The organism is Massilia sp. X63, from assembly GCF_041023745.1.
Classification (GTDB): Bacteria; Pseudomonadota; Gammaproteobacteria; order Burkholderiales; family Burkholderiaceae_D; genus Telluria.
The window spans coordinates 755,294-768,186 of the sequence record NZ_JBFTEF010000001.1 but is presented as its reverse complement, the minus strand read 5'-3'; the positions used below and the strand labels follow the sequence as shown (position 1 = coordinate 768,186).

General features: G+C 67.8%; 12 protein-coding genes. 3 read left to right on the top strand and 9 right to left on the bottom strand.

Annotated features, from left to right (window positions below):
• Positions 1-75: 75 nt before the first annotated feature.
• From AB3347_RS03620 to AB3347_RS03580, 9 genes are all read right to left on the bottom strand, one after another.
• On the bottom strand, positions 76-3,075 hold the full coding sequence (locus AB3347_RS03620) for a DUF6701 domain-containing protein (RefSeq protein WP_369090393.1): 3,000 nt from the start codon (positions 3,073-3,075) through the stop codon (positions 76-78).
• Positions 3,072-3,515 carry an agglutinin biogenesis protein MshP gene (locus AB3347_RS03615; RefSeq protein ID WP_369090392.1) on the bottom strand — a complete coding sequence of 148 codons (444 nt, stop codon included), beginning with the start codon at positions 3,513-3,515 and terminating at the stop codon, positions 3,072-3,074. Before AB3347_RS03615 ends, AB3347_RS03620 begins: the two co-directional genes overlap by 4 nt.
• The gene (locus AB3347_RS03610; RefSeq protein ID WP_369090391.1) at positions 3,512-4,405 is read right to left on the bottom strand and encodes a prepilin-type N-terminal cleavage/methylation domain-containing protein; all 894 of its coding nucleotides are present in this window, start codon (positions 4,403-4,405) and stop codon (positions 3,512-3,514) included. Before AB3347_RS03610 ends, AB3347_RS03615 begins: the two co-directional genes overlap by 4 nt.
• On the bottom strand, positions 4,402-5,007 hold the full coding sequence (locus tag AB3347_RS03605; protein WP_369090390.1) for a type II secretion system protein: 606 nt from the start codon (positions 5,005-5,007) through the stop codon (positions 4,402-4,404). The genes AB3347_RS03610 and AB3347_RS03605 overlap by 4 nt, the downstream gene beginning before the upstream one ends.
• Positions 4,997-5,539, bottom strand: coding sequence for a Tfp pilus assembly protein FimT/FimU (locus tag AB3347_RS03600; RefSeq protein WP_369090389.1), 543 nt, complete (start codon positions 5,537-5,539; stop codon positions 4,997-4,999). The genes AB3347_RS03605 and AB3347_RS03600 overlap by 11 nt, the downstream gene beginning before the upstream one ends.
• Positions 5,540-5,613: 74 nt before the next feature.
• A complete protein-coding gene (locus tag AB3347_RS03595) occupies positions 5,614-6,084 on the bottom strand; it encodes a type II secretion system protein (protein ID WP_369090388.1) in 471 nt (156 codons plus the stop codon).
• 50 nt (positions 6,085-6,134) lie between these two features.
• Entirely contained in the window at positions 6,135-6,638 is a 504-nt protein-coding gene (locus AB3347_RS03590) for a hypothetical protein (protein WP_369090387.1), read from the bottom strand.
• Positions 6,638-7,879: a type II secretion system F family protein gene (locus AB3347_RS03585; protein ID WP_369090386.1), complete on the bottom strand. Its 1,242-nt coding sequence runs from the start codon at positions 7,877-7,879 to the stop codon at positions 6,638-6,640. Before AB3347_RS03585 ends, AB3347_RS03590 begins: the two co-directional genes overlap by 1 nt.
• Positions 7,879-9,582 carry a GspE/PulE family protein gene (locus tag AB3347_RS03580; protein WP_369090385.1) on the bottom strand — a complete coding sequence of 568 codons (1,704 nt, stop codon included), beginning with the start codon at positions 9,580-9,582 and terminating at the stop codon, positions 7,879-7,881. Before AB3347_RS03580 ends, AB3347_RS03585 begins: the two co-directional genes overlap by 1 nt.
• Before the next feature lie 157 nt (positions 9,583-9,739).
• On the opposite strand from AB3347_RS03580, the gene AB3347_RS03575 reads away from it, so the two are divergent.
• From AB3347_RS03575 to AB3347_RS03565, 3 genes are all read left to right on the top strand, one after another.
• Complete coding sequence (locus AB3347_RS03575; protein ID WP_369090384.1) at positions 9,740-10,450, top strand: histidine phosphatase family protein; 711 nt, start codon at positions 9,740-9,742, stop codon at positions 10,448-10,450.
• Between the two features lie 79 nt (positions 10,451-10,529).
• Positions 10,530-11,606: a phosphotransferase gene (locus tag AB3347_RS03570; protein WP_369090383.1), complete on the top strand. Its 1,077-nt coding sequence runs from the start codon at positions 10,530-10,532 to the stop codon at positions 11,604-11,606.
• A 35-nt stretch (positions 11,607-11,641) separates the two neighbouring features.
• Entirely contained in the window at positions 11,642-12,868 is a 1,227-nt protein-coding gene (locus AB3347_RS03565; RefSeq protein WP_369090382.1) for an acyl-CoA dehydrogenase family protein, read from the top strand.
• Positions 12,869-12,893 lie beyond the last annotated feature (25 nt).

The following is a 12,893-nucleotide window of genomic DNA, read 5'->3' as shown; positions in this document are numbered from 1 at the left end:
TCCAAACCGATCACAAAAAGTCGCCTTTTTAACGAAAACGATGGGGTTTGCCCCGGCCATGACACACTTCCGTTGTCAGTACATCTCGCGCACGTAAATCACGGGGCTTTTAAATTGCCCGAAGGTAACACGACCGATGGTGCTGGGCAGGTAATCGTAGCCATTCACGAACAAATCGACGTTGCCGCTGCGCTCGCCGACCGGGGCCAGCACGAGGCTGGACTTTCCGTCTTGCAACATCGGCAGGGCGACCGTCGACGTGCCGGACGCGGCGCCTACCAGCTTCAGCACGGCCGGGTCGCAGGCATCCGAACTGGTGTTCAGGCGCAGGCCGCGGCGGCATCCGGAAAAGTCCACCGAGCCCATGACCGCCTTGCTGTCGTCGATGACGCTGTTCTGCTCCCAGGCCTGGCCGCTCCAGAACTGGGCGCGCAGCGGCACCGCGGTGCGCGCCAGCGGCGTGCCGATGGTATGCCCCACCATCAGGCGGCCGTTGACCACCATGATGCCGGCTTCCATCGATGCGGTGCCCTTCTCGCGCTGCGAGCGGATCTCGACCGCCGCGCTGCCGCCGGCCGTCGCCCGCAATTCCGGCGCCAGCGCACGCACGTACACCGCGGTCGGCGCGGTCCACTCGCGACTGCCCGCCCTGGCGTTCCAGGGCTTGGCCAGACGGTAGCCGAGCTGGCGTGCGGTCGCCGCCGCCGGTTCGCCGTTCTCGAACTTGCCGAGCTCGCCATCCTCGCCCGGCGCAGCGACGGCGCTGAGGCGGATCTCCGGCACCAGCGGCGCGTCGAATCGCTGCAGCACCCCGTTGCGGCCATAGGCGCGCACGACCACGCCGAAGGGCTGCCCGGAGTAGGCCGCACGGGCGACCTGGTTGGGGCCGTCCGGCGGACAGTTCATGCGCTTCAGGCAGGCGAAGCCGCCGTCGATCTCGGTCTTGAAATATTGCGGATAGAAGCGTCCGACCGCGCTGTACGGCGCCTGAAGCGACAGGTCGGTGCCGAGGTAAGCGCTCAGGACCGGCGCGAGCTGGGCCATCCCGGCCTCGTTCCACACGAAGGTCCGCGCCACCGTGCCCTCCCCGCTCCACGCGTCCTGCGGCACCAGCAGGCGCTGTTCGAGTTCGTCCCCTTGGGCCAGCAGCTCCAGGCGGCCGGACAGCGCGAAATCGCCGCGTTCGCGGCCGAAATTCGGCAGCGGCCCGATGCCGTCCTGCCCATATGCCGACACCGCCGCCTGGAAAGGCTCGCCGGCTTCCGCGAATGCCGGGTCCGCCAGCGGCAGCTTGCCGGGGTTGGCCACGCCGTCGGCGCGCCGGTAGGCCGCGCGCAGCGAGGCCGGCAGCGAGGCGAAGCTCGCGCTGGCGATGTTGCCGGCGCTGTCGCGCATCCGCAGGGTCACGATGCCCACGTCCGGGTAGTAGAATTCGGCCGCTTTCGACACCTCGTTCGCGGTCCATTTCAGGGTGGCGTCCTTGCCGCTGGTCGCGCCCACCGCGGTGCTGTCGGCCAGGCAGCTGGACAGCGCCGTCCCGGCGTAGGTGGCGGTGGTTCCGGCACTGTCGGCAGGATTGTTGCACTGCAGGCTGAGGTTGACGGTCTTGCTGGTTTCCGTGGTGGTGCTGAGCGGGGTGGCGACCCCGCCCACCAGGTGGGTGATGTAGATGGTGGGCCGGCTGCCCGCGGTCACCGGTCCGGCGAACAACGCACAGCCACCCCCGCTGGCCTTGACCACCGTGCCCGCGGTGCATGGGCCCACGGTGAAGGCGAACGGTTCCTGGGTCACCTGCTGGCCGCCGGTGTCTCCTTCGACGGTCGAGCGGTTATTGCCAGGCACGCTGTCGGCCGTGCCCGTCACCTCGGCGGAGTTCACGATCCGGCCTTCGGCGCTGACGCGCGCCTTGATCTGCACGCTGGCCGTGGCGCCCGGCGCCAGCGGCTTGCCGTACTGGCAGGTGACGGTTTGCCCGGAGACCGTGCAACTCCAGTCGGCGCCGGCCGCCGACACGTAGGCGAGCGCGGCCGGCAGGCTGTCGGTCACCTTCACCTGGCTGTCGGCGCGCGCCCCCTCGTTCGAGACGCTCAAGGTATAGGTGATCTCGCTGCCGACCTTGAATTCGCCGGCCTGGGTCTTCTTGATGGCCAGGTCGGCCGGCTTGGACGGCAAGGCGGAAACGGCCACGCCCAGCAGCACCCGGTCGCTGGTCGTGGTGAACACTGCCTTGGCGTTGGCCGCAGAAGCCGGCGGCGCGGCCACGTCGACGATATCGAAGTCGATGCCGCCCGAATTCTCGTCGGCGTTCACGCTGCTCTTGGAATTGAAGGCGTTGTCCTTGTGGACGAAAGGCTCGCTGCTCAGCACCGTGCCGGCGAAGCTGACGTAATCGCCCTTCTGCTGGCCGGTACGGTCGCCCTCCCAGACGATGTAGCCGAAGCGCCCCGAACCGGCGTTCGCGGCGGGCGGCGTGTAATCCGGCATCGACACCGTCACGCTGGCATTCTTGATCGCCTGCAGGCCTTCGTACACGTTGACCGTGCGGTAGCGCTCGGACGCATGCGAATACACCACCACCAGCGCGAAGCCGGCCACCATGGCGTTGTCCTTCTGCTGCTTGGCACAGTAGATGTCCGCCGTCGACACGTTCAGGCCGCCGAAGCTGAAGGTGGTCTTGCCCTGCACCAGCGCGGTGACGTCGGCCGCCGCCGTGAAGTAGGACAGGCCGTCGATGCTCGACGTGTAGCGGCGCTCCGCTGCGGCAGTGACGGTGACATTGTTCAACGACACCTCGGGATCCAGGCTGCCGGTGCCGGCCCAGTACAACTGTGCCGAGACCACCGTGGCGCCGGACGGCAGGCTCAAGCCGGCCTGCGCGCCGCTGGCCAGGTCGCAGGCCTTGGCGCCGCCGCTCTTGCTCTGCAGGCTGGCCTGGGTGCCCGCGATATTGATGTTGCCCTCGAAGGACTTGGCCAGGGCCAGCGAGGCGGCCGCGGCGGCGGGCGCCTGAACCCAGGCCAGGGCCACCAGGCCGGCGCACAGGACGGAACGGGTGAAGTTCGGCAGTATTTTCATATCTCTACCTCGAGCCTGCGTTGGACGTATTCGGGATGGTTGTTGACATACTGGCCGCAGGTCCCGTTGACGGGCTGGTTGCAGGCCACGGCGCCGACGCGCCAGCGCATGAGCGGATTGCCGTCGGCGTCCTTCAGGTCGGCGATCGCCTGGCAGCTCACCGTCACGCGGAAGCTCCCCAGCACGCTCGTTGCCGGGAAGCCGAAGGAATTGGTGGCCGCGCAGCGCCCATGGCGCAGCTGCTCGTACAGGCCCCATTCGATGCCGGCACGCGCCGCCTGGTAGGCCTTGGCGCCCTCCAGGTCGAGATTGGCGCCGGCCTGCTGCGAGGTGAACAGCGTCACCGAAGCCACCCCGAGGCCGGCCAGCACCACCAGCAGGAAGATCGCGGTGACCAGGCCGACGCCCGCCTGGCGCGCATGCGATGCGAAGCCGGTCATGGCGTGTTGTCCACGTGGACCTGGCTGACCAGGCGCACCAGGGCGTCGCCGTCGCGGGAGACCCGCAGCGCCAGGTTCAGGATCACCAGCGCGCTGCGCCGGGTGGCGTCGCTGCCGTAGCGGAACACCTGGCTGCAGTCGGCCACGCGCGAAGCAATGACGGCGCGCTGCGCACCGCCTTGCGGCGGCAGGTTCTGGGCGGGCGCGATCGGGTAATCCCAGTAGCGCACCAGTTCGCTGTTGCCGTCCTTGCCGCGTTCGCAGGCATAGCTGACCGGCCCGGTCACGACCTGGAAGCGGTCGCTGGGCGAGCGCATCGGCGTGGACTGGGTGGCGAAGGGGTTGCTGTCCATGCTCACCACCGGGTTGTTGGGCGAAGCCTCGTCGACGCCGGTGACCCGGGCGATGTTGACGCCCTTGGCCAGGGGCGCGTAGCGGTAGGCGTCCGACTCGTCCCCGCTGCCCAGGTTGTAGACCACGATGTAATCGTCCCTCTCGATTCGGCGCATGGTGCCGCCCACCGCGGTAAAGCTGACTTTGCCGGGATTGTCGAAGTCGAGCACCGGAAAGCCGTCGACGTCGTCGTCCACGGTCAGGTAGCGTCCGCCCGTGCGGGTGAGCAGGAATTCGACCGCGCTGCCGTCGTCGCTGACGCGCACGCTGTTGGGCAGCGCCAGGCGCAGGTCGCGCGCGATGCGGCGCAGCGCCAGGTCGGCCTCGTCGCTGGCGGCGGCGCGCGCGGCGGTGTCGGCATAGCCCTGCACCGGGGCGCGGATGAACACGGCGACGATGGCGCCGACGATGCCAACGATGACGATCACGATGATCGCCTCGACCAGCGTAAAGCCGCCGGTGCGGCAGGGAGGACGTGGCGCGCGCATGGAGCTCATAGGAAGTTCGGCGCGTAGCGCGTGCGGTAGCCGTCGAGCACGACCGACTCGCCGTCGTAGCGCACTTCGACGCGGATACGCAGCACGTCGACGTCGGCCGAGGCGGCGTCGGGCACGGCGATGCCGCCCAGCGATTCCGGCGTGACCGACACCGTGGCGCTGTAGCCGGCGACATTCATCGGCTCGCCGTTGGCGTCCGCCAGCCGGCCCTGGGCGTCGTTGAAGCTGCTCTCGGCCTTGCCGGCCGCGCTCACGTAATCGTTGATGTTGTCGAAGGGCCGGCTGCCGCCCGCCTCCGCCGCCCAGTTCTCGGGCACGTCGCAATCGGCGCTGCCCTGGACGGCATCGTCGCCGGCCTTGTCGGCGCTGGGATCGCACCAGGTGAAACGGGCCAGCTGGACTTCCTCGAGCAGGCCTTCGGCGATCATCAGGGCCTGCTTGCGGCGCAGCGGGTCGGCGCTGGCCTTGTTCGTGAGATTCAGCACCCCGATGACGGCGGCCAGCGCCACGCCCACGATCAGGATGAACATGATCATCTCGATCAGGGTCAGGCCGGCCTGGCGCCCGCCGTGGCCATGCCTGCGCGCCGGCTTACTGGACATAGCCGGTCTCCGGATTCACCGCCACGCTGCGGGTGTCGCCCTGGCCGGCGATGCTGATGACGAGGCCGCCGAAGCTGCCGCCGGTGGCCACCGGCCGCCCGAGCGCGTCGAAGCCGAACTCGGTCATCGGCGCCGACAAGGACATCTGCACACCCTTCGGCAAGCCGAGGCAATACCAGCGCTCGTTGCGGCAATAGGTGGCCGACGCCGTGTCGCGGATGCTGCCGGCAGGGGGCGCGACCAGGCTCACCGGCGGGCAGTCGCCGCGTGGCTGGTCGTAGCACAGCGCAATGCGGTTGTCGTCGAGCAGGACGTAGACGGGAGAATTACGGGCGATCGCGGCCTTCTGGCCGTAGCGCAGCAAGGCCCTGGCCTGGTCGGCGAAGGCCGCCGAGTCGAAGCTGCTGCGCTCGAAGAAGCGGCTGGCGGCAATGGCGCCCAGGATGCCGATGAGGACCATCACGATGACCAGTTCGACCATCGTGAAGCCCCGCGCGGGGCGGTGGCGGGACCGGATACGGAGGGCAGTCAAGATAGATCCATCGGCGTCAGGCCGGGCATGGCTGGATGGCGCAGCCATGCCACAGGGCAGCTAGGTCCCTGAACTTATTCGCACGCAGTGTCGGTGACCACAATGGTCGGCGAAGCGCCGGAAGTGGCGGGAGGGGTGTACTTGACGTTGCAGGATGCGCGCAGTGCCGCAGGAATCTTGGCCGGCGAGACCGTCAGGGTGTTGTCCCCGGCAGCGTTCAGGTAGAAATCGTCGGCACCCAGTCCGGCGGCGGCGGCGAGCGCTGCATCGCCTTTAGGATAGCCGTTCGTCATGCTCAGGGTCGTATTGGCATCGACCTTGATGGTGGTCGCCGTCGAATCGATCATCCATTTCGCGTGGTAGATCGACGCCGTCGAGCTCAGCGAACCTTTCGCAGCCTGCAGGGTTGCAGCACGAGCATCTGCGCCCAGGCTGGCAAACTTCGGCAGCGCGGTAGCGGCCAGGATGCCCAGGATCACGATGACGACGATCAGTTCGATCAGGGTGAAGCCGCCCTGCGCGCTCTTGCTGGAATACTTGTTCATGTGGTTCTCTCCGTTGAAGTGGTGCGGGTGGGCCCGCGGTATTGAACTTGTTATTTGCCGCCGGCGCCGACTTCGTCGATCACCAGTGCGCCGCGGTTCCCGCTCCGGCCGCTGCCGGCTGGGTCATACGAACTGGACAATTCTACCTTGAACTTAAGCAATTTAGATGTCTCGGAAGAAAAAGTGTCGTTACTAAGCAAATAATTGACAGTGCCATCGGTCCGGTCAAAAAACCATGCCCCGCGGCGCAGGGCGCCCAGGTCCGGCGAATAGTATTCGCCCAGGTAGTTGGCGGGCTGCCGGAGCAGCCAGTCCATCGGGTTCTGCCGGGCCAGCGCCAGCACCGCTTCCTGCCCGCCCGTCATGCCGAGCTGCGCCGCGCGCGCCGCCAGCGCCGTGCGCAGGGCGCCGACCACGTGGTAGGCGGCGACGCGTTCCGAGGCGGCGCGCCACTCGAGCAGGCGGCCCAGCAGCACGCCCGCCAGCAGCGTCATCACGATCGCGCACACGGCGAACTCGAAGCGGGTCGCCCCGCGGGCGCGTGCGGCGCGCATTACTGTCCTCCATGCAGGGCCGCCTTGCCCAGGTCCCAGATCGGCAGGAAGATGCCGAGCGCCAGCACCAGCACCATCACGCCAAGGAACGTGATCAGGATCGGCTCGATCTGGCTCGACAGGGTCTTCAGTTCGTAGTCGACCTCGCGTTCGTACATCTGCGCGATCTCGTCCATCAGGTCGTCGAGCGAGCCGGATTCTTCTCCGACCGCGATCATCTGCAACACGACCGGAGTGAAGACGTTGGCGGCGGTCGAGGTGCGCAGGATGCTTTCGCCGCGCTCGACGCCGTCGCGCATGCCTTCGATGCGCGCGCTCAGATAGGCGTTGTCGGCGGTCTGCGACACCACCGTCAGCGCCTGCACGATCGGCACCCCGCTACGGGTCGACAGCGCGAAGCTGCGCGCGAAGCGCGCCATGGTGGCCTTGTGGATGATCTTGCCGGCGATCGGCAGGTGCAGCTTGTGCTTGTCCCAGGCCAGGCGTCCCTTGGGCGTGGCGACCCAGGAGCGACAAGCCAGCACCGCGCCGCCCGTCAGCGCCGCCAGCGCCGGCCAGTAGGCCACCGTGAAGTCCGAGGTCGCCAGCAGGATCCGCGTCATCAGCGGCAGTTCGGCGTTGAAGCTCTTGAATACCTTGGCGAACTGCGGGATCACGAACACGTTCACGATTACCATCGCGATCGCCATCGCGATCATCACGAAGCTCGGGTAGCGCATCGCGGTCTTGACGCGCTCGCGCATGTCGCGGTCGAACTCGAGGTGGTCGAACAGGCGCAGGAAGACCTCTTCCAGGCGGCCGGTCATCTCGCCCACCCGCACCATCGACAGATAGAAGGTGTTGAAGACCTTCGGGTGGCGCGCCATCGCGGTGGACAGTTCGCGGCCCGAGTCGAGCGCTTCACGCAGGTCCTTGATGACCTTGCCGAAGGATTTGTTGATGCTTGACTCCTGCAGGCCGGCCAGGCCGCGCATGATCGGCACGCCCGACTTGAGCAGGGTGTAGATCTGGCGGCTGAACAGCTGCACGTCCATCGACGTGATCTTTTTCTGCGACAGGCGCGCCAGCAATCCTTCGCTGCCCTGCTCCGCTGCCGGTCCCTTGCGGCTGGGGTGGATCTCGATCGGCGTGGCGCCGCTGCCGAACAGCTGGTCGGCGACGGCGCCGCTGTCGGCCCCTTCCAGGATGCCCTGCAGCAGTTCGCCGGCGGCATTGCGCGCCTTGTAGGAAAAATACGGCATCAGTCGTCTTGCTGGTTACTGATGCGCATCGCTTCGGCGATGGTCGTGCGGCCCTGCACCGCCAGGCTCACGCCGTGGCGACGCAAGGTCTCGCCCTGCATTTCGGCGTGCGCCACCTTCAGGAAGTGGCCGGGGTCGGGATGGTTGGCGGCCTCGGTGACGGCGCGCGTCATCTCGAGCAGCTCATAGACCCCGGTCCGGCCGCGGAAACCGGTGCCGTTGCAGTGCGAGCAGCCTTTCCCGTGGAAGAACTGGGTGCTCGCCGCACGCTCGCCCAGCTCGGCGCGCAGCCAGTTGACTTCGGCGGGCGTCGGCTGATAGGGAGTGGCGCAGCTTTCGCAGATCACGCGCACCAGGCGCTGGGCCAGCACGGCCTGCAGCGAGCCGCCCACCATGTAGCGCGGCACCCCCATGTCCATCAGGCGCAGCGGGGTCGAAGCGGCGTCGTTGGTGTGCAGGGTCGAGAGCACCAGGTGGCCGGTCATGGCGGCGCGCAGGCCGATCTGGGCGGTTTCCTGGTCGCGCATCTCGCCGACCAGCACGATGTCCGGGTCCTGGCGCAGCGCGGAGCGCAGCACGCGCGCGAAGGACAGCTCGATCTTGTCGTTCACCTGCACCTGGTTGACGCCCTTCAGGCGGTATTCGACCGGGTCCTCGACCGTGATCAGCTTCTTCTCGACCGAGTTCAGCTCGGCCAGCGCGCTGTACAGCGTGGTGGTCTTGCCGCTGCCGGTGGGCCCGGTCACCAGCACCAGGCCGTTGGGGCGCTGCACCAGCGCGCGGAAACGCTCCACGATCCGGGGCGGCATGCCGATCGCGTCCAGGCGCAGCGTGGTGCCGGCCTGGTTCAGCAGACGCATGACCACCGATTCGCCGTACTGGGTCGGCATGGTCGAGATACGCACGTCGATGCGCTGGTTGCGCACCTTGACCGCGAAGCGGCCATCCTGCGGCAGGCGCTTTTCCGAGATGTCGAGGTCGGCCATCAGCTTGAGGCGCAGCGCCAGCGGCGTGGCGACCTTGATGTCGGCCTCGGTCTGCAGGTGCAGCACGCCGTCGATGCGGAAGCGGATCTGAAGGCGCCCGTCCTGCGGCTCGATGTGGATGTCGGAGGCGCGCACCTGGGCCGCGTCGTCGAACACCGACTGCAGCAGCTTGACGATCGGCGCTTCTTCCAGGCCCGGATTGGCGGCCAGCGCGCCGAAGTCGATCGAGGTATCGCCCAGGTCCTGCTCGACCTCGCGCGCGAAGTCGGTGATCTGGTCGGTGCGGCGGTAGATGCGGTCGATCGCGCCCAGCACCTCGGTCTCGTTGACCACCGCCAGCTCGACGGTCTTTTTCAGCAGGCGCGCGATCTCGTCGTAGGCGAACAGGTCGGTGGGGTCGGAGACGCCCACCAGCAGGGTCTCGCGGCGGTCTTCCAGCACCAGGGCGCGGAAGCGCCGGGCGGCCGTTTCAGGCAACAGGCGCACCAGCTCGGCGTTGATGTTGTAAAACTTGAGGTTGAGGTAAGGGATGTTCAGCTGGCGCGCCAGCGCGCCGGAGATCTGGTCTTCGGTGACGAAGCCGCTTTCGACGAACACCCGGCCCAGCTTGCGCCCGGTGCGCTTCTGGTCCGCCAGCGCCTGGTTCAGCTGCTCTTCCGACAGCAGTTTCTGCTGGATCAGCACCTCGCCGAGGCGAATTTTTTCCGGCCTTGCCATACCATCCCTTGTTTTTATATCTTGCAACGAACATTTTATGCCAGAACACCTGAAAATTGACTGCTGGAATTAGATGCCGAAGCCCAAGTGTCTCGGTTTCGCCTCGCCGGCGTGGCATCGCGTGTAAGATGGCCAACAAAAACGACCAGGAGTTCCGATGGATGCCAGCCACCCGCGCCTGCAACGGCGCCGCATCTACCTGATGCGGCACGGCAGCGTCACCTACTTCGACGATGCCGGCCGCCCCTTCCTTCCCGAGGGCATGGCCCTGAACGCGGCCGGCCGGGCCCAGGCCGACGCTGCCGGCCAGGCCTTCCGCGCGGCCGGCGTGCGCTTCGACCGGGTGCTGGTCTCCGGGCTGCCGCGCACCGTGGAGACCGCGCGCCGGGTGCTGGCGGCGAGCGGCCAGGTCCTCGAACCGGAAGCCTGGCCCGAACTGCGCGAGATTCGCGGCGGGCGCCTGTCCGCCATCCCGACCGCTGAACTGCGGCGCGCCTTCACCGGCGCCTTCGAGGGCCTGGTCGACGAAGGCCAGCGCTTCCTGGGCGGCGAATCGGTCGGCGACATGCTGGACCGGGTCCATCCGGCCATCGCGCACCTGCGCGCCCAGGACGACTGGGAGACCGTGCTGCTGGTCCTGCACGGCGGCGTCAACTGCGCGATCCTGTCGCTGGCCCTGACCGGACAGCGCCTGTTCCTGGGCGGCCTGGCGCAGGCGGCCGGCTGCATCAATGCCCTCGACGTGGGCCAGGACCCGCGCGACTGGGTGGTCCGCTTCGTCAACTACGTGCCGCCCGGCCCGCTGCAGCCGGAAGCGCGCAGCACCACCATGGAACAGCTGTACGCGCAGTACCGCAAGGGCCGCTGAGCGCATTCGCTCGCAAAGAAATAGCACGTTCGTGCGTTTGCGGTCTAGAATAGAAAACAACCATGACAACGGAGACGCGATGTACGAGGAAATGATGGGCACCAAGGAGGTGTCCGAACGCCAGCGTTTCGACGTCGGCGCGCTGGCCGCCTGGCTGCAGCAGCACGTCGACGGCTACCCGGGCGGCGCGCCCGCCGTCGAGCAGTTCAAGGGCGGCCAATCGAACCCGACCTTCCGGCTCAGCGCGGGCGAGGGTAGCGCCAGCCGGCGCTACGTGCTGCGCACCAAGCCCGGGCCGGCCGCCAAGCTGCTGCCCTCGGCCCACGCGATCGACCGCGAATTCCGCGTCATGCACGCCCTGCACGGCGCCGGCTTCCCGGTGCCGCGCCAGTACGCGCTGTGCCTCGACGAAGCCGTGATCGGGCGCGCCTTCTACGTGATGGAATGCGTCGAGGGCCGGGTGCTGTGGGACCAGTCCCTGCCCGGCATGACGCCGCAGGAACGCGCCGCCATCTACGACGAGCAGAACCGCGTGATCGCGCAGCTGCACACGGTCGACCATGCGGCCATCGGCCTGGGCGACTACGGCAAGCCGGGCAACTATTTCGCGCGCCAGATCGAGCGCTGGACCAGGCAGTACCAGGCTTCCGTCACGGAGCCGATTCCCGAGATGGACCGCCTGATCGAATGGCTGCCGCAGCACATCCCGCCGGGCGACGACACCAGCATCGTGCACGGCGACTACCGCCTGGACAACATGATCTTCCACCCCACCGAGCCGCGCATCCTGGCGGTGCTGGACTGGGAACTGTCGACCCTCGGCCATCCGGCCGCCGATTTCTCCTACCACTGCATGAGCTGGCACATCCCGCCGGGGCGCTTCCGCGGCATCGCCGGCCTCGACCTGCCCGCACTCGGCATCCCCCTGCTTTCGGACTACGTGGCGCGCTACTGCGAACGCACCGGCAAGCAGATGTCGCTCGAGGACTTCGACTTCTACCTGGCCTACAACATGTTCCGCCTGGCCGGCATCATGCAGGGCATCATGAAGCGCTACGTCGACGGCACCGCCTCCAGCGCGCAGGCGCTCGAGAACGGCAAGGCCGCACGACCGATGGCCGAGATGGCCTGGCAGTTCGCCACCCGCAGCCGCTGACCCACCATTGCACGAACAAGGACAAGGACACCCGCATGGATTTCGCCTATTCGGAACGCTGCAAGGAATTGCAGGCGCGCCTGCTCGCCTTCATGGATGAGCACATCTATCCCAACGAACACGCCTTCGGCGAAGAGATCGCGGCCAATGCGCGCGACCGGGGCACGCGCTGGCTGCCCTTGGCATTGATCGAGCGCCTCAAGCCGCTCGCACGCGAGGCCGGACTGTGGAACCTGTTCCTGCCGCGCTCGGCGCGCGCGCCGGAAGGCCTGTCGAACCTCGACTACGCGCCGCTGTGCGAGATCATGGGCCGCGTGCCCTGGGCTCCCGAGGTCTTCAACTGCTCGGCCCCGGACACCGGCAACATGGAAACGCTGGAGCGCTACGCCTCCGAGGAGATCAAGCGCAGCTGGCTGGAGCCGCTGCTGCGCGGCGAGATCCGCTCGGCCTTCGCCATGACCGAGCCAGGCGTCGCCTCCTCGGACGCGACCAACATCGCCACCCGCATCGAGCGCGAAGGTGACGACTACGTCATCAACGGCCACAAATGGTGGATCTCCGGCGCCGGCGACCCGCGCTGCAAGGTCTTCATCGTGATGGGCAAGACCGACCCGGAAGCGAGCCGCCACAAGCAGCAGTCGATGATCGTGGTGCCGGCCGATACCCCCGGCATCCGCATCGTGCGTCCGCTGCCGGTGTTCGGCTACGACGACGCGCCGCACGGCCATTGCGAGATCCTGTTCGAGAACGTGCGGGTGCCGGCGTCGAACATGCTGCTGGGCGAAGGCCGCGGCTTCGAGATCGCCCAGGGCCGCCTGGGGCCGGGCCGCATCCACCACTGCATGCGCGCCATCGGCGTGGCCGAGCGTGCGCTCGAATTGATGTGCCGGCGGCTGGACACCCGCGTGGCCTTCGGCCGCAAGCTGTCCGACCAGGGGGTCTGGCGCGAACGCATCGCCGAGAGCCGCATCCGGATCGACACGGCGCGCCTGCTGACGCTCAAGACCGCCTACATGATGGACACGGTCGGCAACAAGGTGGCGCAGGCGGAGATCGCGATGATCAAGGTGCTGGCGCCGACCGTCGCTCAGGACGTGCTGGACTGGGCGATCCAGGCGCACGGCGCGGCCGGCGTCTCGGACGAATTCCCGCTCGCCTACCAGTGGGCCGCCAACCGCAGCCTGCGGCTGGCGGACGGGCCGGACGAGGTGCACCGCAATGCGCTGGCGAAGCTGGAGCTGGCGAAGTATGCGGCGACCTGAAGCCCGGCAGGCATTTGCAGGGTGG